The organism is Flavobacteriaceae bacterium GSB9 (assembly GCA_022749295.1).
GTDB lineage: Bacteria > Bacteroidota > Bacteroidia > Flavobacteriales > Flavobacteriaceae > Flavisericum.
The window spans coordinates 242,474-267,231 of the sequence record CP062007.1 but is presented as its reverse complement, the minus strand read 5'-3'; the positions used below and the strand labels follow the sequence as shown (position 1 = coordinate 267,231).

At 35.9% G+C, this 24,758-nt stretch carries 25 protein-coding genes; 23 read left to right on the top strand and 2 right to left on the bottom strand.

What is annotated here, in order from left to right; translation table 11 throughout:
- The first annotated feature begins 40 nt into the window (after positions 1–40).
- From GSB9_00258 to GSB9_00245, 14 genes are all read left to right on the top strand, one after another.
- The gene (locus GSB9_00258) at positions 41–916 is read left to right on the top strand and encodes a geranylgeranylglycerol-phosphate geranylgeranyltransferase (GenBank protein UKM63713.1); all 876 of its coding nucleotides are present in this window, start codon (positions 41–43) and stop codon (positions 914–916) included.
- On the top strand, positions 916–1,506 hold the full coding sequence (locus tag GSB9_00257; protein UKM63712.1) for a Maf-like protein: 591 nt from the start codon (positions 916–918) through the stop codon (positions 1,504–1,506). The genes GSB9_00258 and GSB9_00257 overlap by 1 nt, the downstream gene beginning before the upstream one ends.
- A 37-nt stretch (positions 1,507–1,543) precedes the next feature.
- Positions 1,544–2,473, top strand: coding sequence for a septum formation inhibitor Maf (locus GSB9_00256; protein ID UKM63711.1), 930 nt, complete (start codon positions 1,544–1,546; stop codon positions 2,471–2,473).
- Between the two features lie 52 nt (positions 2,474–2,525).
- Positions 2,526–3,080, top strand: a complete 555-nt coding sequence (locus GSB9_00255; GenBank protein UKM63710.1) for a mechanosensitive ion channel family protein — start codon at positions 2,526–2,528, stop codon at positions 3,078–3,080.
- 13 nt (positions 3,081–3,093) lie between these two features.
- The gene (corA, locus tag GSB9_00254; protein UKM63709.1) at positions 3,094–4,158 is read left to right on the top strand and encodes a magnesium/cobalt transporter CorA; all 1,065 of its coding nucleotides are present in this window, start codon (positions 3,094–3,096) and stop codon (positions 4,156–4,158) included.
- Between the two features lie 308 nt (positions 4,159–4,466).
- Positions 4,467–4,829 carry a potassium channel family protein gene (locus tag GSB9_00253; protein ID UKM63708.1) on the top strand — a complete coding sequence of 121 codons (363 nt, stop codon included), beginning with the start codon at positions 4,467–4,469 and terminating at the stop codon, positions 4,827–4,829.
- Between the two features lie 30 nt (positions 4,830–4,859).
- Complete coding sequence (locus tag GSB9_00252; GenBank protein UKM63707.1) at positions 4,860–5,051, top strand: VOC family protein; 192 nt, start codon at positions 4,860–4,862, stop codon at positions 5,049–5,051.
- A 39-nt stretch (positions 5,052–5,090) separates the two neighbouring features.
- Positions 5,091–5,528 carry a hypothetical protein gene (locus tag GSB9_00251; GenBank protein ID UKM63706.1) on the top strand — a complete coding sequence of 146 codons (438 nt, stop codon included), beginning with the start codon at positions 5,091–5,093 and terminating at the stop codon, positions 5,526–5,528.
- 28 nt (positions 5,529–5,556) lie between these two features.
- Positions 5,557–6,732 carry a P1 family peptidase gene (locus GSB9_00250; protein ID UKM63705.1) on the top strand — a complete coding sequence of 392 codons (1,176 nt, stop codon included), beginning with the start codon at positions 5,557–5,559 and terminating at the stop codon, positions 6,730–6,732.
- Between the two features lie 105 nt (positions 6,733–6,837).
- Complete coding sequence (locus GSB9_00249) at positions 6,838–7,422, top strand: cation transporter (protein ID UKM63704.1); 585 nt, start codon at positions 6,838–6,840, stop codon at positions 7,420–7,422.
- A 124-nt stretch (positions 7,423–7,546) separates the two neighbouring features.
- Complete coding sequence (locus GSB9_00248; GenBank protein ID UKM63703.1) at positions 7,547–8,035, top strand: hypothetical protein; 489 nt, start codon at positions 7,547–7,549, stop codon at positions 8,033–8,035.
- Between the two features lie 159 nt (positions 8,036–8,194).
- Positions 8,195–10,720 carry a PIG-L family deacetylase gene (locus GSB9_00247; protein ID UKM63702.1) on the top strand — a complete coding sequence of 842 codons (2,526 nt, stop codon included), beginning with the start codon at positions 8,195–8,197 and terminating at the stop codon, positions 10,718–10,720.
- A gap of 117 nt (positions 10,721–10,837) precedes the next feature.
- Entirely contained in the window at positions 10,838–12,532 is a 1,695-nt protein-coding gene (locus tag GSB9_00246) for a sodium:solute symporter (GenBank protein ID UKM63701.1), read from the top strand.
- Complete coding sequence (locus GSB9_00245) at positions 12,529–13,515, top strand: Gfo/Idh/MocA family oxidoreductase (GenBank protein UKM63700.1); 987 nt, start codon at positions 12,529–12,531, stop codon at positions 13,513–13,515. Before GSB9_00246 ends, GSB9_00245 begins: the two co-directional genes overlap by 4 nt.
- 93 nt (positions 13,516–13,608) lie before the next feature.
- Here the strand turns inward: GSB9_00245 and GSB9_00244 are convergent, their stop codons facing one another.
- On the bottom strand, positions 13,609–14,115 hold the full coding sequence (locus GSB9_00244) for a hypothetical protein (protein UKM63699.1): 507 nt from the start codon (positions 14,113–14,115) through the stop codon (positions 13,609–13,611).
- A gap of 296 nt (positions 14,116–14,411) precedes the next feature.
- Here GSB9_00244 and GSB9_00243 point away from each other — a divergent pair, with 296 nt between their 5' ends.
- Positions 14,412–15,107 (top strand): DsbA family oxidoreductase, encoded by a 696-nt coding sequence (locus tag GSB9_00243; protein UKM63698.1) that lies wholly within the window; start codon positions 14,412–14,414, stop codon positions 15,105–15,107.
- Between the two features lie 72 nt (positions 15,108–15,179).
- Here the strand turns inward: GSB9_00243 and GSB9_00242 are convergent, their stop codons facing one another.
- On the bottom strand, positions 15,180–16,025 hold the full coding sequence (locus tag GSB9_00242) for a DUF2911 domain-containing protein (GenBank protein UKM63697.1): 846 nt from the start codon (positions 16,023–16,025) through the stop codon (positions 15,180–15,182).
- Positions 16,026–16,206: 181 nt separating this feature from the next.
- Between GSB9_00242 and GSB9_00241 the strand changes: the two genes are divergently transcribed.
- From GSB9_00241 to GSB9_00235, 8 genes are read left to right on the top strand one after another with little or no spacing between them, the layout of a single operon-like run.
- A complete protein-coding gene (locus tag GSB9_00241) occupies positions 16,207–16,863 on the top strand; it encodes a TetR family transcriptional regulator C-terminal domain-containing protein (protein ID UKM63696.1) in 657 nt (218 codons plus the stop codon).
- A gap of 7 nt (positions 16,864–16,870) precedes the next feature.
- Positions 16,871–18,184, top strand: coding sequence for an AarF/UbiB family protein (locus GSB9_00240; protein UKM63695.1), 1,314 nt, complete (start codon positions 16,871–16,873; stop codon positions 18,182–18,184).
- A complete protein-coding gene (locus GSB9_00239; protein ID UKM63694.1) occupies positions 18,181–18,816 on the top strand; it encodes a flavin reductase family protein in 636 nt (211 codons plus the stop codon). The genes GSB9_00240 and GSB9_00239 overlap by 4 nt, the downstream gene beginning before the upstream one ends.
- Before the next feature lie 9 nt (positions 18,817–18,825).
- Positions 18,826–20,256 carry an SDR family oxidoreductase gene (locus GSB9_00238; protein ID UKM63693.1) on the top strand — a complete coding sequence of 477 codons (1,431 nt, stop codon included), beginning with the start codon at positions 18,826–18,828 and terminating at the stop codon, positions 20,254–20,256.
- The gene (locus GSB9_03235; protein UOR30059.1) at positions 20,246–20,392 is read left to right on the top strand and encodes a DUF2256 domain-containing protein; all 147 of its coding nucleotides are present in this window, start codon (positions 20,246–20,248) and stop codon (positions 20,390–20,392) included. Before GSB9_00238 ends, GSB9_03235 begins: the two co-directional genes overlap by 11 nt.
- Entirely contained in the window at positions 20,362–21,672 is a 1,311-nt protein-coding gene (locus GSB9_00237) for a DASH family cryptochrome (protein UKM63692.1), read from the top strand. Before GSB9_03235 ends, GSB9_00237 begins: the two co-directional genes overlap by 31 nt.
- Before the next feature lies 1 nt (position 21,673).
- Positions 21,674–23,206, top strand: a complete 1,533-nt coding sequence (locus GSB9_00236) for a cryptochrome/photolyase family protein (protein UKM63691.1) — start codon at positions 21,674–21,676, stop codon at positions 23,204–23,206.
- Entirely contained in the window at positions 23,196–24,695 is a 1,500-nt protein-coding gene (locus tag GSB9_00235; GenBank protein UKM63690.1) for a DNA photolyase family protein, read from the top strand. Before GSB9_00236 ends, GSB9_00235 begins: the two co-directional genes overlap by 11 nt.
- The last annotated feature ends 63 nt before the right edge of the window (positions 24,696–24,758 follow it).

Genomic DNA, 24,758 nt, shown 5'->3' with positions numbered 1-24,758 from the left:
ATTGTATTTTCTAAGCCTCATTCGATGGAAAAACCTATTGATGATTGCCCTAGTGCAATGGCTTATTAAATACGCCCTTTTAGAACCTTTTGGAACGCATTCAAGCCTAGACGGTTTCAGTTTTTTTCTTTTGGTATTTTCAAGCCTCTGCATAGCTGCCGCAGGTAACATAATAAACGATATTTATGATATTAAAACCGATACCATTAACAAACCGCAACGCGTTATTATTGACAAGCACATGTCAAAAAACAAGGCTTACACGGCTTTTATGGTTCTCAATATGGTTGGCGTTGTTGCTGGTTTCTACTTATCGCACCGTGTGGGCAAGCCATCGTTTTTTTCGGTTTTTATTTTAATTTCATTTTTACTCTACCTGTACGCCGCATACCTTAAGCAAACGGTTTTGGTGGGCAATGTGGTTGTTTCGATTTTAGTCGCCATGAGTTTAATTGTAGTTGGTATTTTTGACTTAGTACCGATGTTAACCCCATCAAACCACTCCTTACAACTGTTGTTTTTTAAGGTGATTTTCGATTATGCCCTGTTTGCGTTCACCATTAATCTACTGCGCGAAATAGCCAAAGACCTTGAAGATATTGATGGCGATTACGGTTCCGGAATGGCAACACTCCCTATATTTCTAGGAAGGGCACGCACCAAAAACATTTTAGTTTTTTTAAACGTTATTACACTTGCCGGAATCATTTACTACTTAAACACCAATCTTTACAAACAGCCTATAGCAATAGTTTATTTTCTGTTTTTTGTGGTAGGGCCGCTTATTTACATTTCCATTAAAACCTTTAATAGCAAAACAAAAACCGATTTTGCTCATTTAAGCACCATGTACAAACTGGTTATGTGCTTCGGGATGCTTTCACTACTTTTATACAAATATGTTATTTTAAACTGATGCTAAGAAAGAAACTGAAAAACCACCATATTATTTTGGCCTCGGGCTCCCCCCGGCGACAGGAATTTTTTAAAAATTTAGGACTGAATTTTGAAATCCGATTAAAACCCGTTAAGGAAGAATATCCACCGCGACTCACTCATTTTGAAATCAGTAATTATTTGGCTCAACTGAAAGCTCTTCAATTTAAGGATGAATTGCAGAACAACGACATTTTAATTACCAGCGACACCATAGTTTGGCATAACAACAAAGCCTTAGGCAAGCCTCAAAGCGATGCTGAAGCCTTCCGTATTTTAAAATCGTTGAGCAATTCAACCCACGAGGTGATCACTTCGGTTTGTTTTACCACATCCACTTTTGAAAAAACCATACACGATATTACCAAAGTAACCTTTAGGGCATTAACAGATGAAGAAATTTCCCATTACATAAAAACCTACAAACCTTTTGATAAAGCTGGGGGTTACGGTATACAGGAATGGATTGGACAAATTGGCGTTACCAAACTAGAAGGATCATACTATAATGTTATGGGCCTGCCCGTACACCTTGTTTACAAAACGTTAATGACTATTGCGAATCAATAATTTGTTCGTAATTTTAAAAAAAACAACTTCTCTTAAAATGATTTCAAAAGTTCAAATTTCAGTTTGGATTTCCCTATTTGTTTTTCTGGCTTCCTGTAAAAAAGAAAACCAAAAAGCAATTGCCCACAAATGGGAAACAGATTTTAAAGTGGTACAACCTTTTAAAAACACTCAACTTCCCGAAACTTTTAAAAAATATTGGTATTCTGGAGAGGCAGAAATATCGTCGTACAAATTGGAACAAGCCCGTTATGGAGAAATTCGCCAGGGAACCGCTGTTTTAGTTTATGTAACCGAAGATTTTTTGCCAGAGCTACAAGTTAAGGCCAACAACCAAAACGCCAATAATATTTCTGTTTTAAAGCTAAACGCCACCAAAAACTTTAATACAGGCATTTACCCCTACTCCATTATGCAGAGTACATTTTATCCGGTAGCCAATAACCAGCATGCGCTAAAGGCATCGAGCTCAATACAAGAATGGTGCGGCCATGTTTATGCTCAGATCAATAACCGCCAAAACTTTGAAATTATGTCGCATTCATACTTTCAAAATGAAGCCGATCAAGAATTTGAATTAAGTAAAGCCATATTAGAAAACGAGCTTTGGGTGCAACTGCGCATAAATCCGAAATCGCTACCGGAGGGTGAATTAAATATTATTCCTTCGTTAGAGTTTACAAGGCTAAAGCACATTCCCATAAAAGCTTATAAGGCCCAAGTTAGCCTAACGAAAAACGAATATACTATTAATTATCCCGATTTAAACAGGACATTAACCATTCATTTTAATCCCAATTTTCCGTATGACATTTTAAGCTGGGAAGAAACTTTTAAAAGCGATTTTGGAGCATCGGCAAAGGTTTTAACTACCAAGGCCACTAAACTTAAAACCATAAAATCGGCTTACTGGAAAAAGAATAAAAACAAAGATGATGTTTTTAGGGAAACCTTGCGTTTAAATTAAATTTATTTTTCTTTTTGAATGTATATTTGTCTTAACAACTAACCCTTAATTTATGTTTATAGAATTTTTAAAAAGTTACCAAAATGAAGTAATAATCAGCGCCATTATTCTGTTGTCTCTTTTTGTCATTAGATATGTCGTTCATTTTACCATAACCAAAGTAGCGCGAAAAAATGGTATAAACGATGCTAGAATCAGGCTTATTAGAAGATACATTACCGTTACCTTCCTCTTAATAGCTTTACTTTTGGAGTCGTTTGTGTTTGGTACCGAGTTTAAGGAAATAGCCGTTGTTTTTTCATCGGTATTTGCGGTTATAGGTATTGGGCTTTTCGCCATTTGGTCTATTTTAAGTAATGTGACCTCGGGCATTATCATGTTTTTTAATTTTCCTTATAAGGTTGGTGACAAAATAGAGATTCACGATAAAGACTTCCCTATTATGGCCATTATTGAAGATATTAGAGCGTTTCAACTGCTATTACGATTAGATAACGGCGATCTGGTTACCTATCCCAACAACCTTATGTTACAAAAGGCGGTAACGCTCATACAAAAAGATGCTATTGCCGACGACCTATCCGACGACGGTTCGGCTACCGTTTAAAAACCACAATTATATGGCAAAAACCAGGCGACATACCTCAAAAAAAGTTATCGGTCAAGTTCCGGGAAGTATTATTTATACGGGCCAAAAAGATTCACAAAAGCTATTTATTGAATCGTTTGATTACAACAAAGAACAATGCGTTGAAAAAGTGCTGCACGATGTAGAAGAATGCTTTAGCTTTGAAGAAGGCACCATCACCTGGATTAATATAAACGGACTAAACCACGTTAATGAGATAGAGAGAATAGGCGAACATTACGAACTGCACCCCTTGGTGTTGGAGGATATCGTAAACATTTCGCAGCGCCCCAAAATTGATGAATACAACGAGTATCTGTTTGTGGTGCTAAAAATGCTTTATTATGACGCCAACGAAAACATTGTTTCAGAACAGGTCAGTTTTGTGCTGGGCCCCGATTATGTACTAACTTTTCAAGAAGCCGAAGGCGATGTACTCGATAGTGTTAGGGAACGCATAAGGCATGCCAAAGGACGCGTACGCAGCATGGGCGCCGATTATTTGCTCTATGCTTTAATTGATGCGATAACAGACCATTATTTTAGTGTTATTGAAATACTTGGCGACAAAATTGAAGATTTTGAAACCTCCATTTTTTCAGGCGATGTAGATGATGACATTAGCCAGAACATACAAAACTTAAAACGTGAAATATTACGTGTTAGACGTGCTATTTTTCCGCTGCGCGACATTATAAACCGCATTGAAAAAAACGAAAATAGCCTGATACACAAAAAAACGATAACCTATTACAAAGATGTTTACGATCATTTAATACAGGTTACAGAGAATATTGATATTTACCGTGAAATGATCTGGAGTTTAATGGACATGTACATGACATCCATTAGCAACAAAATGAACGAAGTAATGAAAGTACTTACCATTATGGCTTCTATTTTTATCCCCTTAACCTTTATTGCTGGCATTTACGGTATGAATTTCGAATATATACCTGAACTTCGGTACAAGTACAGTTATTTTATACTTTGGGGCATTATGATCTTACTTTTTATTGCCATGCTTATTTATTTTAAGCGGAAAAAGTGGTTGTAAACACATCTTAACACAGCACTTCCTTATATTTAAACAAATTAAACAGAGAGAAAAAAATTTAACCTATTTCAGGATATTTACATGCTATCCCCAATAATAAATATACATACAAAAATTCGTCTTATCTGGATTAAATTGAACTACAAAGAACAATAAGAAACTTCAAGATTAAGTAATGTAGCTCTGGTCAACACAATAAAGTTCGCCATGGGTTTTCTTTCTGGTTTGCATTTGCTAAATTAGGTACTTAAACAACACTAACCATACCAATTATACCTGCCAGAAAAATAAATTTATAACCAAAACATATGTTCTCATTTTTCTTAAATGTATATCGATTTGCCAAAATTATTTTTAAAGGCATCAAAGAAGATTCAGAATTTCGATTTTTATTTCTATTTGTTATTTTCCTGCTAATCGGTTCAACTCTTTTCTATTACCAATATGAAAATTGGCTTGTTATAGACGCTTTATATTTTTCAGTCATGACGATGTCTACTGTTGGTTATGGCGATTTTGTTCCCAATACCGTTACCAGTAAAATATTCACTATTATTTTTACCTTCTTATCTATAGGCGCCTTTGTTGCTTTAACTGCCAATATGATACAGCTAAGCATTGATAACAGTCATAAAAAAGTTTGGAAAAGAAATAAATCGAAAAAACAATAAAACCGTTAGCTAGGTGCTAAACCAAAAACCATGAAAATTAAAGCACTCAAAATATACACTCAAAATTTTTCAAAACAGATTGATTTTTATTCGAACATCATTGGATTAAACTTGATTGAAAAGTCAGAAAACCAAGCAATTTTCAAAATAGGAAAATCAAATCTTGAAATTGTAAAAAGCAATACGTTTCAGCCTTACCACTTTGCAATAAACATTCCTTGAGATAAAGAAAATGAGGCTTTAGAATGGTTAAAAAAACGTGTGGAAATCTTAAAAATAGACAAAGAAAAAATTCAAGACTTTGATTCTTGGAACGCCAAGGCCATCTATTTCTACGACAACGACAAAAACATTGTTGAATGTATTGCTCGAAAAAATTTAAAAAATGAAAACCCAGATGATTTTAGTGTTGATTCATTACTTGAAATTTCTGAAATCGGCATGCCGGTTAGTAACATAGAAACAACATACAAAACGCTAAAAAAGATATCTAATATTGATGTATATGATGGTGGATTTGAAAAATTTTGTGCTATCGGAGACGAAAATGGATTGTTCATATGCATTAATAAAAAACTTAAAGATTGGTTTCCTACGGGTGACAAGGCTTTTTCTTCTGAATTTAAAATTAAGTTTAAAGAGAAAGAACTAGAATATATAATAGAATTTGTGAACGAAGAAGTTAAATTGGTAACTTAATACTTTTACAAGCTAAAATCCCATAAATATGAAAACAAGAATTCCACTGCTTTTAGTAATGCTCATTTGCACGCAGTTACACAGCCAAAAACCAAGAGCAAGAGATTTAGGTATTCCTTTTGTGGGAAGTACAGGAAAGTTTAATGCCATTACCGATGTAGAAGGTGTAGAAGTTGGATACAGCACAATCATTTCTGGCGAAGGCGAAAACATTTTAGGCAAGGGCCCAATACGAACTGGGGTTACGGCAATTTTTCCTAGAGGGAAAGCCAAAAAATTCAATCCGGTTTATGCCAACTGGTATAGCCTTAATGGTAACGGAGAAATGACCGGAACAACATGGGTTACCGAATCTGGGTTTTTAGAAACCCCTATTATGATAACAAACACCAATAGTGTTGGTGAGGTTAGGCAGGCTGTACTAAAATGGTTTGTTGATACAGATTGGTACAATGGCGAAAGCTGGTGGTACACCTATCCAGTGGTAGCCGAAACCTATGATGGATTTTTGAATGATATTTATGGGTTTCATGTAAAAGAAGAACATGTTTTAGAGGCCATTGAAAATTCTTCAAGTGGTAAAATAGCTGAAGGTAATGTTGGCGGCGGAACGGGCATGATGTGCTTAGGCTTCAAAGGAGGAACGGGAACCGCTTCAAGAGTTTTTAAAATTAAGGACTCAACATATACTGTTGGCGCCATAGTGCAATCCAATTTCGGAGCTAAACGAAACTTATCAATAGCTGGTGTTCCGGTTGGAATTGAATTAAAGGACACTTTAAATTACGAATATAAATCACCTCCAAAATCAAGACGCCAGGAAGGAGACGGTTCCATTATCGTTATAGTTGCAACAGATGTTCCATTATTACCCCATCAGTTAAAAAGGGTTTCCCAAAGAATACCTTTAGGTGTGGGTATTGTTGGCGGCCGAGGAAGTAATGGCTCTGGAGATATTTTTTTAGCGTTTTCAACAGCAAATGAAGAAGCATTTAATCGTAATGAAATGACAACCGTACAAACCATGTCAAACGATTTACTAATGCCTGTTTTTGAAGCAACAGTTCAAGCAGTTGAAGAAGCCATAATAAATGCCATGGTAGCTGCAGAAACTATGATAGGGATTAATGGGAATAAAGCATACGCCATTCCACACAATCTACTTATTGAAACTTTAAAGAAATACAATCGGATAACAGAATAAACTAATCTCTTAGCTAGCTTTAATCGAAATAGTCAAAATAATCGAAAATACATAAATACACCTAATGGCAACAAACAACTATATAAGATTGCTTTTGGTCTTGCGTTGTTCACCATAATCTACAACATAGCAGAAGATCTCATTTCTACCTACCTTGGGTTTGAAGACGAAAGCTTGGTGCTTTTTGGTTTTGGTTCAGATAGTTTTATTGAAGTGATGTCTGGTCTTGGCATTGCCCATATGATTTTAAGAATTCAAAACAACCCAAACAGTAAACGTGATAATTTTGAACGTACCGCACTTAGAATTACCGGAACGGCTTTCTATATACTGGTTTTTGCCTTAGTGATAACAAGTATATATAACATTTGGACGACGCATAAACCGATCACTACATTTTGGGGCGTGGTTATTTCAATAATTTCAATTCTTACTATGTGGATTTTGGTGGCTTGGAAAAGGAAGGTTGGAAAACAGCTAAATTCCGCTCCAATTTTAGCCGATGCCATCTGCACCATGGTTTGCGTTTACATGTCTATTATTTTGTTAATCAGCAGTGGCATTTATGAACTTTTTGGAATTGCTTACATAGACAGTCTTGGCACGTTGGGGCTTTCTTATTTTGCTTTTAAAGAAGGGAAAGAGTGCTTTGAAAAAGCGAAAAGCGATAAAAATTGTTGTTGCGAATAAAAACAAGGCCTGCCTCCTTCTGCCAGTCTGACATTTTAACAAAACCATATCATTTAACAAATTCTATTGGTACATTTTTTGCTGTTTAAGAAGCGAATTTTAGTTTAATTTAAAAGTATCTGTTATGAAAACGCTTAAAATTATACCATTGTTCTCTTTACTTATTTTTTTTAATTGCTCAGGTCAAGAAAAACAAAACAAAATCGCGCAAAACAGCACTATTCCCGATGAAAACATTACCGTAAACAAAGAATACGATGAGAATGGTAATCTAGTAAAGTATGATTCCATTTACTCATACAGTTATTCGTCCAGCGGAAAACTAAACGATAGTTTAAAAATGGAATTCGAAAAGCACTTTAAAAACAAAAACATGTTTAATGATGCGTTTTTTAATGACTTTTTTGGAGAAAAGACAAATCTTCAAGATTTCAACCCTGATGATTTCTTTCAGAAAGGTCTTATGGAGCATGATGAGCAAATCAAAAAGATAATGCAACGCATGGATTCGCTTCACCAGTTGTTCTTCAATGAGCGTTCGCAGCCCATTATACCTGCCGAACCAGATAAACCTGAACCCAGCACCCAAAAAATGAACCTAAAACAAATTTAAAAGAAACGCTTTAGGTCATTTTTATCTAAGATAAGCAGATAGATTCAAAACAACGACAAATATTAATTGCTAACATTTCTATAACCGTTAAATAAAAATTAAAACCAGCATTATCGCTGGTTTCTTTTTTATATTTGGATTTTTGCTAACACAACCACTATGCGCAAAATCTTTTCATACGTATTTATTTTCATATTAATTTGCTCAACAGTACAAGCTCAAAAACCAAAAACACCTTCATCTGCAGAGATTTATAAAGCCCTAAAAAAGTTAAACTTTTTAGGTTCTGTTTTGTACGTGGCTGCACACCCAGATGACGAGAACACAAGGTTAATTTCATACCTCTCAAATCAATTAAATGCACGCACAGCCTATTTATCCCTAACGCGAGGTGATGGCGGTCAAAACCTCATCGGACCTGAAATACGGGAACTTTTGGGTGTTATTAGAACCCAAGAGTTGTTGGCGGCACGGCGTGTTGATGGTGGCGAACAACTATTTACACGAGCCAACGATTTCGGCTACTCGAAGCACCCCGACGAAACCCTTGATATTTGGAACAAAAAAGAAGTTTTAAGTGATGTGGTTTTGGCCATCAGGAAATTTAAACCAGATGTTATCATAAACCGTTTCGACCACCGTTCTCCAGGAAGTACACACGGGCACCATACCAGCTCGGCCATGTTAAGCATGGAAGCCTTCGATTTAGCTAACAACAAATCTGTTTACCCCGAACAACTCCAACAAACCAGTGTGTGGCAACCAAAACGCTTGTTTTACAATACAAGCTGGTGGCGTTATGGCAGTAGAGAAAACTTTGACAAAATAGATAAAAGCAATATGCTTATTTTTGATGTTGGCATGTACTACCCTATAAGCGGCACATCAAACAACGAAGTCGCCGCCCTAGCTAGAAGCCAACATTTAAGCCAAGGATTTGGCACCTCGCTGCAACGTGGCAGCCAAAACGAATATATTGAGTTTTTAAAAGGCGAACCTCTAGAAAACAATCAAAATATTTTTGCTGGAATCGACACCTCTTGGAGCCGTATAAAAGGGGGAGAAGCTATTGGTGATATTCTATGTAAAATAGAAAAGAATTTTAATTTTAAAAACCCTTCGGTGCATATTTCAGAACTTATTGAAGCTTACAAATTACTTCAAAAAGTTGAAAATAAGCATTGGAAAACTCAAAAAACAAAAGCCTTAAAATCTATTATTGAAATGTGTGCTGGCCTGTATTTGGAAGCATCAGCAGAAACCCACATAGCGGCACCTTCAGAAACAGTAAATATAAACATTGAAGCCGTTAACCGAAGCGAAACACCTATAACCTTAGTAAGTTTAACCAATACCGATGGTTTGAATATTTTGAAAAATATTTCTCTTAACAACAATACCAAATTCAGCTTTAAAGAAGCCATTAAAATTAAAGATGATGCTCAACCCACTTCCCCTTATTGGTTAAACAGCAAAGGCACTTTGGGTATGTATAAAGTGGAAAACAAAAACCTCATTGGTTTGCCTGAAACACCCAGAATTCTAAAATTCAATTTCAATCTACTCATTGAAAACTATCCAATTTCGTTCACTAAAAACATCATTCAACGCTATTCAGAACCAGACAAAGGGGAGCTTTATCGACCTTTTGAAATTATTCCTGAGGCCTCGGCAAAAATCACTAAAAAAGCCATCATTCTAAATAGTGATAAACAACACGATATAACCGTTTTAGTAAAAGCTGGTCGCGATAATTTGGAAGGTTCAGTTGAAATTTGCCATCCCGAAGACTGGCATGTTTACCCAAAGACCCAAAAAGTTTCCATTACCCATAAAGGTGAGGAGCAAACCTTGGTTTTCACTTTGATTCCACCTAAAAACCAAAGCGAAGGATATATTGGTCCTATAGTTCATATTGGCGATAAAGAATATACCAAAGAGCTCATTGAAATTGAATATGAGCATATACCAAACCAAATTGTTTTATTGCCCAGTGAAAGTAAAGTTGTTCGGCTGGATATTAAAAAACGCGGTGAAAACATAGCCTATATTCAAGGTGCGGGAGATACGGTTCCCGAGAGTTTGGAACAAATTGGTTATAATGTGAGAACGATTACTCCCGATGAAATTAGTCCAGAAACGCTGAGCCTATTCGATGCCGTAGTGGTTGGTATCAGGGCATATAATACTTTGGATAATTTACAATTTAAGCAACAACAACTTTTTGATTTTGTTGAGCAAGGTGGCAACATGATTGTACAATACAGCAAATCCTACGGGTTGAAATTTGATAATATAGCTCCATACGACTTAAAGTTATCACATGACCGTGTTACAGATGAACATGCCGAAGTCCGTTTTTTAACCCCTGAGCACCCCGTACTAAATTACCCTAACAAAATCTCCAAAACCGATTTTGCAGGCTGGACACAAGAGCGCGGCTTATATTTTCCTAATGCATGGGGCAAAGAATTTACCCCCATATTATCCATGAATGATAAAAACGAAAGTCCGAAAGAAGGCGGTTTGTTGGTCGCTAAACACGGAAAAGGCTATTACATTTATACAGGTCTAAGTTTTTTTAGGGAGTTTCCTGCTGGAGTTTCTGGTGCCTACCGATTGTTTGCCAATATGCTTTCCATTGGAAAAGAGGACCTAAAACAACACGCCCAATTAAACGACTAAATTATGGAAGAAAACGAACCACCTAAGCACATATGGTTAAAATGGTATTCCATCGTTTTAATAGCTAATTCGATTTACTTTTTTGTGTTTTACCTCATCACCAAATCCTTTTAAAACATGCAAATTTTAAGCTGGATTGATTGGACGGTTTTAGCCATCACACTAATAGCCATTGTAGCTTATGGAACATGGCAAACCCGTGGCAGTAAAAATGTAACCGACTATTTGCGTGGTGGAAACACCTCAAAATGGTGGACCATAGGTTTATCCGTAATGGCCACCCAAGCCAGCGCCATAACATTTCTTTCTACACCAGGCCAAGCTTTTAACGACGGCATGGGCTTCGTACAATTTTACTTTGGCCTTCCCATTGCCATGATTGTTATCTGTATGGTTTTTATACCCCTGTTCTATCGTTTAAAAGTTTACACCGCCTACGAGTTTTTAGAAAATAGATTCGACTTAAAAACAAGAACACTTGCCGCCATTTTATTTTTAATTCAACGCGGGTTAGCAGCAGGCATTACCATATTTGCGCCCGCCATTATTCTATCGGTAGTTTTGGGCTGGGATTTGCTAACTCTAAATATCGCCATAGGAGTGTTGGTCATTATATATACCGTTTCGGGCGGTACGCGTGCGGTAAACGTTACACAAAAGCACCAAATGCTGGTTATTTTTATCGGAATGCTCGTAGCGTTCTTCTTAATTTTCGATAAGCTTCCGCCCGATATCACGTTTAAAAAAGCCCTCGATATTGCCGGAGCAAGTGGCAAAATGCAAGTATTGGATTTTTCATTCAACCTCAATAATCGCTATACGTTTTGGAGTGGTATTATTGGCGGAACGTTTTTAATGCTGTCCTATTTTGGGACCGACCAGAGCCAAGTACAGCGTTATCTATCAGGAAAATCGGTTAAAGAAATGCAACTAGGGTTAATTTTTAACGGGCTACTTAAAATACCCATGCAATTCTTCATTTTATTGGTTGGGGTGATGGTTTTTGTGTTCTATCAGTTTCACGAAGCACCGGTTAATTTTAACCCAACCGCTACAGAGCTTGTTTTAAATTCGGAATATTCAGACGAATACAAAGCGCTTCAGCAAGAACAAAAAGCTGTTTTTAACGATAAGCAAACCATTATAAAATCGTTTATTACCTCTGAAACCCCAAACGCTTCAAATTATATAGCCATTGCCAACGAAGCCCAGAACGAAATCAGGGCCGAGGCCAGAAATTTAATCGATAAAGCTTCAGAAAAACAAGATATAAAAGTTGAAAGCAATGATAAAGATTATGTTTTTATCCACTTCATTTTAAACAACCTACCCCGTGGATTAATCGGACTGCTTTTAGCCGTTATTTTAAGTGCCGCCATGTCCAGCACCGCCAGCGAACTTAACGCACTAGGCTCGACGACCACCATCGATTTATATAAAAGAAATACGACCGAAAAAAGCGAGGAACATATGGTTAAAGCCTCAAAATGGTTCACCTTTGCTTGGGGTATCATGGCGATAGCTGTAGCTTGTGTTGCGAATTTGGCTGAAAACTTAATACAGTTAGTAAACATTATCGGATCAATCTTTTATGGTAACGTCCTAGGCATTTTCCTATTGGCGTTTTTCGTTAAATTTGTAAAAGGTCACGCCGTTTTTATGGCTGCTTTAATGACACAAGCAGCAGTGATTGCACTCTACTTTTTAAACGAATTCGATATTATAAATTTACCGTTTTTATGGCTTAATTTCGTAGGATGTATCATAGTAATGGCTTTGGCTTGTTTAATTCAAATAACGCAAAGAAAATGACCAAACAGAAAGAAATAAAGACCATAAAATGGGGCATTATTGGTTTAGGAAGAATTGCCAATAGTTTTGCAACAGACCTAGCCACAATTAGTGATGCAGAATTGTATGCCGTAGCCTCGCGCTCGCAAAATAAAGCAGACGATTTTGCTAAAAAACATAACGCTAAAAAGGCATATAACAGTTATGAGGCATTAGCAAACGACAACAATATTGATGCCGTATACATTGCCACGCCACACAGTTTACACAAAGAAAATGCATTAATGTGTTTAGAAAATGGCATTGCTGTTTTGGGAGAAAAGCCGTTTGCCATGAACGCCAATGAAGTTAAAGACATGATTGCCAAAGCGAAAGAAAAAAACGTGCTTTTAATGGAAGCGCTTTGGACCTACTTCTTACCACATTACCAATATGTTTTAAGGGAACTAAAAAATAAAACCTACGGCAAAATTATTAAACTGGAAGCCGATTTTGGTTTTAAACGCCCTTATAACACCAATACCCGTCTTTTTGACAAAAAACTGGGTGGCGGTAGTCTTTTAGATATCGGTATCTACCCTATTTTTGCAGCGCTTTCTACGCTTGGCATACCTAAAAATATAGTGGCCAATGCCACTTTTTTTGAAAATGGAGCCGATAGCTCCTGCAATATGGAATTTAATTATAGTGGTGGTGTCAAGGCATTTTTAAAGAGTTCGCTTATCGAAGAGCTACCAACACAAGCCATTTTTGAATGTGATAAAGCGACCATAAAAATCAATACACAATTTCATGCGCCTTCTAATGTGTCAATTATAAAAGATGGTAAAGAAGAGATTAAAGACTTCAGCTACAACACCATAGGCTACAATTATGAAACGATTCATTTTAACAATCTGCTTCTTGAAGGAAAAAGAGAAAGTGATGTTATGACTTTTGATTTTAGCAAAAACTTAATAGAAACCTTAGATAAGGTTAGAAATATTATCGGACTCGATTACTAGTTCAAAAAAAGCAAAATCCCAATAATTCCAGAGGGATTTTGCTAATAAAAATTACTAAAATATGACATATTAATTGTTTTTTTCTTTTACTTACTAGTTTATCATACCATTAGAATCTACTTTTAATTTTTTCTTTTTACCTCCCTTTTTTAATAATAACTTATAAGTCTTCTCTGTGTATTTATCTTTATCATAAAATACAACGTAAAAAGAACGATCAACCAACCACTCAGGAAATTCAATAAAAACCGAGTTACGAATATGCTCTGGAAGCTTGATATTTTTATATTTTTCCAGAGTGCTTAAAATTACACCATCTTTGTTATAATAAGCATCTATAAATCCTTTAGACCCTATAAATCTTGATCTAAAAGTCTCATCTCTCCCATCATATAATGAGGAAGCCGATATATCATGCTTAGATGCAATATGTTCTAAGTTCTTAACACTTTCAGCTACATCTTTATTTTGTACCTTATCGAGATAGTCTCTATTAATATTGTTTAATACGACATCTTCTAATTGTACTTCTTGAGTAACTTGGGAATACCCTAGGCCGGTTACACCTATAATCAAAAAACCGAATAATAAATTTTTCATGACTTTTAATTTTAAAGGTTAATATATAATTCCAAATTTGAGAAAAAGGACAACATCATACTTAATAAAGGGGTTTCAATTGGTATAAATTTCGCCACGACATAATTTATACCATACAACTTATGTTGCCATATTTTAATATATGTCTCATTTTAAGGAACTGCTCCTGAAATTCTCTACATTTGCAACGCTTATAAAAACAGCTTATATTTTGAATGAGTCATTTTTATTATACTAAAAATAACCTGAAAGTTTTTATAAGCTACTGCGTCTAAGACTTCAAATTAAAATAATGTATGAACATAAAAATATGGTCTGATATACGCTGCCCCTTTTGCTATATTGGAAAAAAACATTTTGAAACCGCTCTAGAGCATTTCCCTCACAAAGACAAAGTAACAGTTGAATGGAAGAGTTTCGAGTTAGACCCTAACTTGCAAACTACTACAAATGTTGATGCTATAACCCATTTTGTTGAAACCAAAGGTATTGACAAAGAACGCGCAAAACATATGTTTAATAATGTTACGGCTATGGCCGCTAATACAGGGCTTGATTTTAAATTAGAACAATCTGTTCCTGCAAACTCATTAAATGCGCACCGTTTGTTGCACATAGCCAAAGAAAAAGGCTTAGCAAACCAAGCCAAAGAAGCCTTATTGAAAAGCCATCTTTCCGAAGGAAAAAATATTGACGACTTAGACGTTCTTGTATCTCTAGCCAATCAATTGGGTATGAACGCAACAGAAGTTAGAAAAACTCTAGAATCTGACGACTACACTTATGAAGTTAGACAAAACGAAATGGAAGCTAGAAACTTAGGAATTAATAGTGTACCGTTTTTTGTTCTGGATAACAAATACGGTATTTCTGGAGCACAACCCGTTGAAGTATTTACAGAAACGCTTGAAAAAGTCTGGAAAGAGAGCCAAAGTAAATTGGAAATTATTTCTACCAGCAACACCTGCGATGTAGATGGTAATTGCAACTAAGTTAAAAAAAGAAAAAAGCACAAGATTTAAACCTTGTGCTTTTGTATAACTATACGTTAATAAAATTACAACTTACATCGCCCCCCATTCTTTAAGCGAATCTTCATTCATTTTCACATAATCGGCATTTTCTGCTGCTTCAGCTCCAGCTAAGGATTTTTTAGCTGCTGCTATAGCCGCTTTTTTATCTCCTAGTTTAGCATAAATTAAAGACTGTTGTCTCAATTGCCAAAAGGCTGGTTTTTCTATCATACCCATAGCCTTTTCAATATATTCTTTAGCCCGATCTAAATTTTTACCTTCCTGTGAATAATAAACTGCAGCGGAATAATAATCATTAGCTCTTGGTCCACTTAAAGCTTTATCGATTGAAGCCTGAACTAAATCGCTAGTAGGCAATGTAAATGGTACACCAGCATAAGTGTTTTCCCAGATAAACTCAATTGTTGCACCATTGTTAGAAATACTGTTGATATCAATAGTGAAAGTTTCAACATTAAACGGCACCTCATGCGTTTTTACAGTAGTTTTAGCCGCTACTTTACTATCGTCCCAATTTCTTGGTGTACCCCAATTTTCGGTATCGCTGTAAAAGTAAACCTCCCAAGAATCCTTGCTAGGCTTAGTAAAAATAGCATAACTACCGGCTTTTAAGGTTTGACCATCAATTGTGGCATCGGTGCTAAATGTAATCATGGTGTTTTTGTTCGCTCCTGTTCTCCAAAGCTTTCCAAAAGGCACTAAATTGCCAAAAATGGTACGCCCTTTCACGCCAGGCCTTGAGTATTCTAAAGTAATATCAGTTAGCCCCACTTTTTGCTCAACCTTACTTGCCGGGCTTGGCGCGGGAGTCTCTACCTGAGCGTTTGTGGTATAAACCATGGTAAACGACAATAAAATTAATACTAGTCTTTTCATGTTGTTGATTTTTTTAATGTTTCGGTTAATTTTTAGTTCTAAAATTACGCATCGAAATGCTGATTAATGTTAACAAAAGCTTAAAATAAATTCATTATGAATCTACTTTCTAATATTTTGTTTAACTTATTATATTAATAGTTAAACATTTTGTAACTTTGTTAGAAACAACACAGTAATTATGGCAAAGAAAAAAAACATATCGAACGATGACATTATAAGTTTCTACATGGATTACATCCTTGAAAATAGTGAAAATCCAAAATCGATATACGCCTTTGCAAAGGCTAACAATTTTGAGGAAACTAAGTTTTACGAACACTTTGCTTCGTTTGAGGCCGTTGAAAAAGCCGTTTTTGAAGCTTTTTTTACAAATTCTTTGAAGGTACTCAACAATAGTGAAGACTATCAAATATTTGATGCTCGAAACAAATTACTCAGTTTCTACTACACTTTTTTTGAGAATTTAACGGCAAACAGAAGTTATGTGGTTTATGTGCTTAACAGCTACAAAAACAATCTAAAAGGACTAAAGGCTTTATCTGGTCTTAAAAAACATTTCTCTGAATACATCCACAGCTTAGGCATTCAAATGTTGGATTTGAAAGAAGAACGATTAGAAAAAATCCAGCAAAAAGCACTTAAAGAATCTGCATGGCTGCAACTTATACTTACCATAAAGTTTTGGCTGGACGATAGCTCTCCCGCATTTGAAAAAACCGACATATTTATCGAAAAATCGGTAAACACCAGTTTTGATGTTATCAATGTCGCCCCTTTACAAAGTGTTATGGACTTGGGCAAATTTTTATTTAAGGAAAAAATACATATGAACTAAAATGCCCATGAAAACTATAGACCATATTCCATCAACTAAAATATCTCGCGCCACCAAGCTCGTTTCAACGGGCGCCAAAGTGGGCGTAAACTATTTAAAATATTACGGAGACAAGATTGTATCTACCCCAGAAAAAGCGCGCGAACGATTAAACCAAAACAACGCGGCCGATATTTACGATAGCCTAAAACAACTTAAAGGCAGTGCTTTAAAAGTCGCACAGATGCTAAGTATGGAAAAAAGCATTTTACCTCGAGCTTATGTCGAGAAATTCTCACTGGCACAATTTTCGGTTCCACCCTTATCGCCGCCTTTGGTCATCAAGACCTTCAAAAAATATTTTGGCAAAACACCAGAAGATTTATTTGACAAGTTTAATGCGACTTCGGTAAATGCTGCCAGTATCGGTCAGGTTCACATCGCCGAAAAAGCGGGTAAAAAGTTAGCCGTTAAAATACAGTATCCGGGTGTTGCCGAAAGTATTGCTTCAGACCTTGCTATGGTAAAACCGGTAGCCATGAGCATGTTTAACATCAAAGGCAAAGACTCCGATGAATATTTTAAGGAAGTTGAAAATAAACTTATCGAAGAGACCAATTACATCCTAGAATTGCAACAAAGCGAAGAAATAGCAGCGGCTTGCTCGCACATTTCAAATTTAAAATTCCCAAATTATTATAAGGATTATTCATCTGAGCGCATTATTACAATGGACTACATGAAAGGTGAACACCTCTCGGAATTTACAGCCCATAACGCCAATAAAGAAAAAGCAAACAAAATTGGGCAAGCCCTTTGGGATTTTTACATGTTTCAAATTCATAAATTAAAAAAAGTACATGCCGACCCACACCCTGGGAATTTTTTGGTTTCTGAAGATGACGAATTGATTGCACTCGATTTTGGTTGCATGAAAACGATTCCAAACGACTTTTACAAACCCTATTTCGAACTTGCAAAAAAAGAGAACATTAATAACCATGATTATTTTGTATCAAAACTTTACGAACTCGAAATATTAAAGCAAGACGATACAGAAGAAGAAACAACGTTTTTTACTGCCATGTTTCATGAGATGTTAAGCCTATTTACGCAGCCTTTCCACCAAGATACTTTCGATTTTTCCAATGCCGATTTTTTTGGAAAAATAGCGGATTTAGGTGAGCGCTATTCAAAAAGTACAGAATTAAGAAAAATGAATGGCAACAGAGGCTCTAAACATTTTATTTACATCAACCGAACCTTTTTTGGCTTATACAACCTCATGTTCGACTTAAAAGCCGAAAACATAAAAATCGATAATTATTTAAAACTATCATGATCCATTACAGTAAAACAGACATAGAAGAATTAAACCACATTTTTAAAATCAACCTAATTAACAGTTGTTCGGGCTATAAATCGGCCAATCTTATTGGAACAACCACAAAAGCGGGTGTTGAAAATGTTGCCGTATTCAGTTCCATTACCCACATTGGGTCGAGTCCTGCTATGCTCGGTTTATTTTTAAGACCCACAACCGTAATAAGAAATACATACGAAAACATAAAATCTACTGGGTTTTACACCATCAACCACATTCATGAAAATATTACGGAAGCGGCTCACCACACCTCTGCAAAGTATGATGCCTCCATATCAGAATTTGATGTAACAAATCTAACGCCCGAGTACAAAAACGACTTTTTTGCACCATTTGTAGCGGGTTCGCCCATACAATTAGCTATGGAATTTGTTGAAGAATACCACATCAAAGCCAACGATACCATACTGGTAATAGGAAAAATAAATGGACTTTATGTTAACAATGGTTTAATTGAAAACGATGGTTTTATAAATCTTTCCCAAGCTAATGTAGCCGCTATAAATGGTTTGGACGGTTACGTAATTCCAGAAAAAAGGGTGCGTTTTGGTTACCAGCGCCCTAAAGATTTAACCCTAGAAAGCAAATAAAATAATAAAATGACAATTCTTGTAACAGGAGCAACAGGCTATATAGGCAAACGCCTTATCCCCTTTTTAATAAACGAAGGTCATACCGTTGTTTGTGTTGTTAGAGACCGTTTGAGAGCAGACAAAACCTATTTGGAAGAAGAAGGCATTTACTTTATTGAAGCCGACTTTTTAAAACCAGAAACACTTAAAAATATACCCAACGATATTGATGTGGCCTATTATCTTATACATTCCATGTCTAATTCGTCTAAAGATTTTGAATCGCTCGAAGCCCGTTGTGCCAAGAATTTCAAAACATATATTGAAAAAACCAACGTAAAACAGGTTATTTATTTAAGTGGTATAACCAACGAAGACAAACTTTCAAAGCACTTGCGCTCACGTAAAAATGTAGAAAGTATACTAAAATCGAAACGCTATGGGCTTACTATTTTTAAAGCTGGTATTATTGTGGGATCAGGCAGTTCTTCGTTTGAAATTATAAGGGATTTAGTTGAAAAACTGCCCTACATGATCGCTCCAAAATGGCTCAACACCAAAACCCAACCTTTAGCCATAAGAGATGTGCTTGCGTTTTTGTCGAGGGCTGTTGGTAAAGCCGAATTATACAACAAAACCTTCGATATTTTTGGGCCAGAAATCATTACCTACAAAGATATGCTACTTCAATTTGCAGAAGTAAGGGCGTTAAAGCGCTACATTCTAACCGTCCCCGTAATGACACCAAAGCTGTCATCTTATTGGTTGTATTTCGTAACTTCAACTTCTTACAAATTAGCTACTTCGTTGGTTGATAGTATGGGCGTTCAAATTATAGGAAAGCCAAGCGACATCAATAAAATTTTAAAAGTTAACCCCATAACCTACAAAGAAGCCGTAAAATTGGCTTTCGAAAAGATTGAGCAAAATAGTATTGTATCTAGTTGGAAAGACTCCATGGTAAGCAGTGGCAGGCTAAGAAACAATTTGCACAAATATATTAATGTGCCCCAATATGGTTGTTTTAAGGATTACAAAGAACGACGTGTAACCGATGCCAATAAAACCATCGATAAAATTTGGAAAATTGGCGGAAAAAACGGTTGGTACTACGGTAACTTTTTATGGCGCATAAGAGGTTATATCGACAAGTTTTTTGGCGGCATCGGCCTTAGGCGCGGACGAACCAGCCCTACAGATTTAGATGCCGGCGATGCACTTGATTTTTGGCGTGTTATTTTTGCAGATAAGCAAAAACGAAAACTACTCCTTTATGCCGAAATGCGCTTGCCTGGGGAAGCATGGCTCGAATTTAAAATTGAAAACAATCTATTAAAGCAAACAGCTACGTTTAGGCCACGCGGACTCTGGGGTCGCTTGTACTGGTACAGTGTACTGCCATTTCACGGATTTATATTCTCAGGAATGATTAACAAACTTGTAAAAGTTGAGTCATAAAAATAAACATTTACCACAAAAAACATGTCCGGTTTGCAAGCTTCCCTTTAGCTGGAGAAAAAAGTGGGAGAACAATTGGGAGCATATAAAATATTGCAGCAAACGATGCAGAGCGATAAGAAAAATACAGGATTAGTTTGGTTTAGAAACGATTTACGGGTTCGAGATAATGCTGTTCTCAATCTTGCCACCCAAAACCACGAGCAAATTATTGCCGTTTATTTTTTCGACCCTAGGCTATTTGAAGTTTCAAACTACGGGTTTAAAAAAACAGAAAAATTTCGGACCAAATTCCTTATTGAAACGGTTATAAACCTAAAAACAAACCTACTTAAGCTCAATATTGAACTTTTTGTTTTTTTCAAAAAACCAGAAACTGAATTCAACAGCTTTATCTCTAACTTCAACATCAAGAATGTCTATTTGCAAAAAGAATGGACAAAAGAAGAAAAACAAATTTTAAACTCTGTAAAAGCTTCCGTAAAACAAACTATCCAGTTTTACGAAATTTTTGACCAGTTTTTATACCACCCCGATGACATTAATATACCTTTCAAAAGCATTCCGAAGGTGTTTACAAATTTTAGAAAGACAGTTGAAAAAAACTGTAAAGTTAGGCCAATAGTTCAGAATACTTCAGCTGCAAAAAAAACCGACATCGCCAACAACACGACAATACCAACTTTAGAAACGCTTGGTTTTGAATATTTTGAAACCAACTCAAATTCAGCCTTCCCCTTTGAAGGCGGCGAAACAACCGCACTGCAACGCTTGATCTACTACGTTTTCGAAACCAAAAAACTGGGGTTTTATAAAAAAACACGAAACGGTTTAGTGGGCACAGATTACAGCTCAAAGCTTTCGCCATGGCTTGCAAATGGCAGTATTTCCGCAAGAACCATTTACTGGGCGGTTAAGCAATTTGAAAAGGAGCACTTTAAAAACCAATCAACCTACTGGCTCATTTTTGAATTGATTTGGCGCGATTATTTTAAATATATTTCATTGAAGCATGGCAACTCCATTTTTAAAATTGGCGGTATACTTGAAAAAGATTATGAATGGAACACTGATGAATATCTCGTAGAAAATTGGATTAACGGCAAAACGAGTTCAGCATTCGTTAATGCTAACATGGTAGAGTTACAAAAAACGGGATGGATGAGCAATAGAGGGCGACAAAATGTGGCTTCGTTTTTTTCAAGAGATTTACTCCTAGACTGGCGCATTGGCGCTGCTTACTTTGAATCGCTTCTTGTAGACTATGATGCACATAGCAATTATGGCAATTGGATGTACGTAGCCGGCGTTGGAAACGACCCTAGAGACCGAAAATTTGATACCGCTTTACAGTCGAAACGTTACGATTCGCTTGGTACTTTTCAAAAGCTTTGGTTACAAACAACTTTATTTTAAAATGAAAACACTTCGACTCATACTTGGCGACCAGCTAAACATAAAGCACTCTTGGTTTAAGGAAACAAACGATGAGGCTATTTATTGCCTTTTCGAGATGCGTCAAGAAACCGATTATGTAACACATCACATTCAAAAAGTCATCGGTTTCTTTGCTGCCATGCGCCAGTTTTCAGAAGATTTAAAAACCCTAGGCCATCAAATCATTTACCTCAAAATTAATGACGATAATAATCGGCAAAATTTGACTGATAATCTTTCCGAAATTATAAAAAACAAAAGCATTGAAAAGTTTGAATACATCTACCCCGATGAATATCGCTTAGATGAGCAATTAAAACAGTTTTGCAGTCAATTAAATATTGAACATAAAGTTTTTTCAGCGGAGCATTTTTATACAGAGCGTTTAGACCTCAAAACCTTTTTTCAAGGTAAAAAGCAATTTCTGATGGAAAATTTCTATCGAAATATGCGTAAAAAACATGACATTTTAATGATTGGCAATCAACCTGAAGGTGGTAAATGGAATTACGATAAGAGCAACAGGAACAAATGGAATGGCGATGTAAACATTCCACATTACAAATGGTTCAATAATGATGTTTCTGAGGTTATAGAAGATATCAAGATTACCAACATAGATACTATTGGACGTTTTATTTCCATGACATTTTCGTACCCCATTGATAGAAATCAAGCCTTAGAGCAGCTAAAATATTTTTGTGAAAATCTACTGGTTCATTTTGGCGATTATCAAGATACCATGCATACCGATGAAACCTATTTATTTCACTCAAGGTTGTCTTTCGCGATGAATTTAAAACTTATTTCTCCCAAAGATTGCGTTACCACCGCACTGAACTATTACATAAAACATGGCGACAATATTCACATTTCGCAAATCGAAGGCTTTATTAGGCAAATTATTGGTTGGCGTGAATATATGCGAGGCATGTACTGGGCCTTTATGCCTGAATACAAAACCCAAAATAAACTAGGGAACAATAATGCTTTGCCCGATTTTTTCTGGACTGGAAGCACCAAAATGAACTGTTTGAAACAGTCCATAACGAATTCACTAGACAATGGCTACGCGCACCACATACAACGCCTTATGATTACTGGAAATTATGCACTTTTAACACAAACAAACCCTGATGAGCTTGACCAATGGTATTTGGGCATTTATATTGATGCTCTTGAATGGGTACAATTAACGAATACCAGAGGAATGAGCCAGTTTGCCGATGGCGGAAAAATAGCTACAAAACCCTATGTTTCTTCTGCCTCCTACATACATAAAATGAGTAACTATTGCGATAGCTGCCATTACAATAAAAACAAAAAAACTGAAGATAATGCCTGTCCGTTTAACAGTCTATATTGGAATTTTTTAGATGAAAAACGAGAGCAACTCGGGAATAATTTCAGAATGAAAATGATGTATAGCATACTTGATAAAATGGATAGTTCAAAACTACAAAGCATTAAAAAAAGAGCGCAGCATATTATAAACAATCAAGATGCATACTAAGTCCGAAATACATTTAGTTTGGTTAAAACGTGACCTACGGCTGCAGGATAATGAAGCCATAAATAACGCCCTAAAATCTGGCGGTAAAGTTCTATTATTTTATTGTTTTGAACCCCTACTTTTAAACGATCCACATTATAGTCAACGTCATTGGGATTTTATAAAACAATCACTAACTGATTTAAATAATACTTTAAAACCATACAATTCGAAAGTACTCGTTGTACAATCTGATGTCATTGCAGCTATAAATCAGATTTTATCCTTTTACAAAATAAAAAACGTGTATTCGCACCAAGAAACGGGTTTACTTGTGACCTTTAACCGCGACAAATCATTTAAGCGTTTTTGTAAAAACAACATTATTAATTGGCACGAAAACATTAATAATGGAGTTCAACGCGGGTTAAAGGACCGTGCAAAATGGCTAGAGATTTGCGATGCTTTTTACGATATGGAACCATTGCCGTTTTCACCTAAAGACAACCAATTATTGGATTTAAGCTCCATAAATGAACTCGAAAAAAACTTAAATGTTCCCAACTTGAAAACGGATTTACATACGCCATTTCAAAAAGGTGGCCGCACCACAGGACTACGCTATTTAAAGTCATTTTTAAACGGCCGCTATGAAGATTACATGTTCAACATTTCCAAACCAGAATTGAGCCGAGCATCGTGCAGTAGGCTATCACCCTACATCGCATGGGGAAATTTGTCGGTTCGAGAAATCTTGCATAAAACAAACGATGTAAAGCAAGCAATAAAAAACAAAAAATCACTCAATGCCTTTATATCTCGTTTAAGATGGCAATCTCATTTTATTCAAAAGTTTGAAATGGAGCATACGATGGAAAAAGCGAGTGTTAACAAAGGCTATCACAAATTAAAAAAGCGCATTTCTTTAGAGTATCAAGAAGCGTGGAAAACTGGAAAAACAGGGTTTCCTTTAGTTGATGCCTGTATGCGGTGCTTAAATGAAACTGGTTACTTAAACTTTAGGATGCGTGCGCTTGTCGTATCATTCTTTACACACAACCTTTGGCAACCTTGGCAAGAAGCTACAACACACTTATCACAAATGTTTCTTGATTTTGAACCCGGTATTCACTTTCCCCAACTCCAAATGCAGGCAGGCGAAACAGGAATTAATACGCTTCGTATTTACAATCCCATAAAAAACAGTATTGAATACGATCCCGATGGTACTTTTATAAAAAAATGGGTGCCAGAACTTAAAAAACTGGAATTACCTTTTATTCACCAACCCTATTTAATGACAAAAATGGAACAACAATTTTATGATTTTAATTTGGGTGTAGATTACCCAAACCCTATCGTAGATATTGATGTTACCAGAAAAAAAGCATCAGACACACTTTGGAACCTTCGAAAAAACAGCCTAGTAAAACGCGAAAGTAAAAGGATTTTAAAGAAACATACTTTAGCGAATCGTAACAATTTTAAAAATCACGATAGCAAAGCTTAGCATACTATCAATCCATTAAACGTATATTTTTGTTTAACTTATTTTAATAATAATTAAACATTT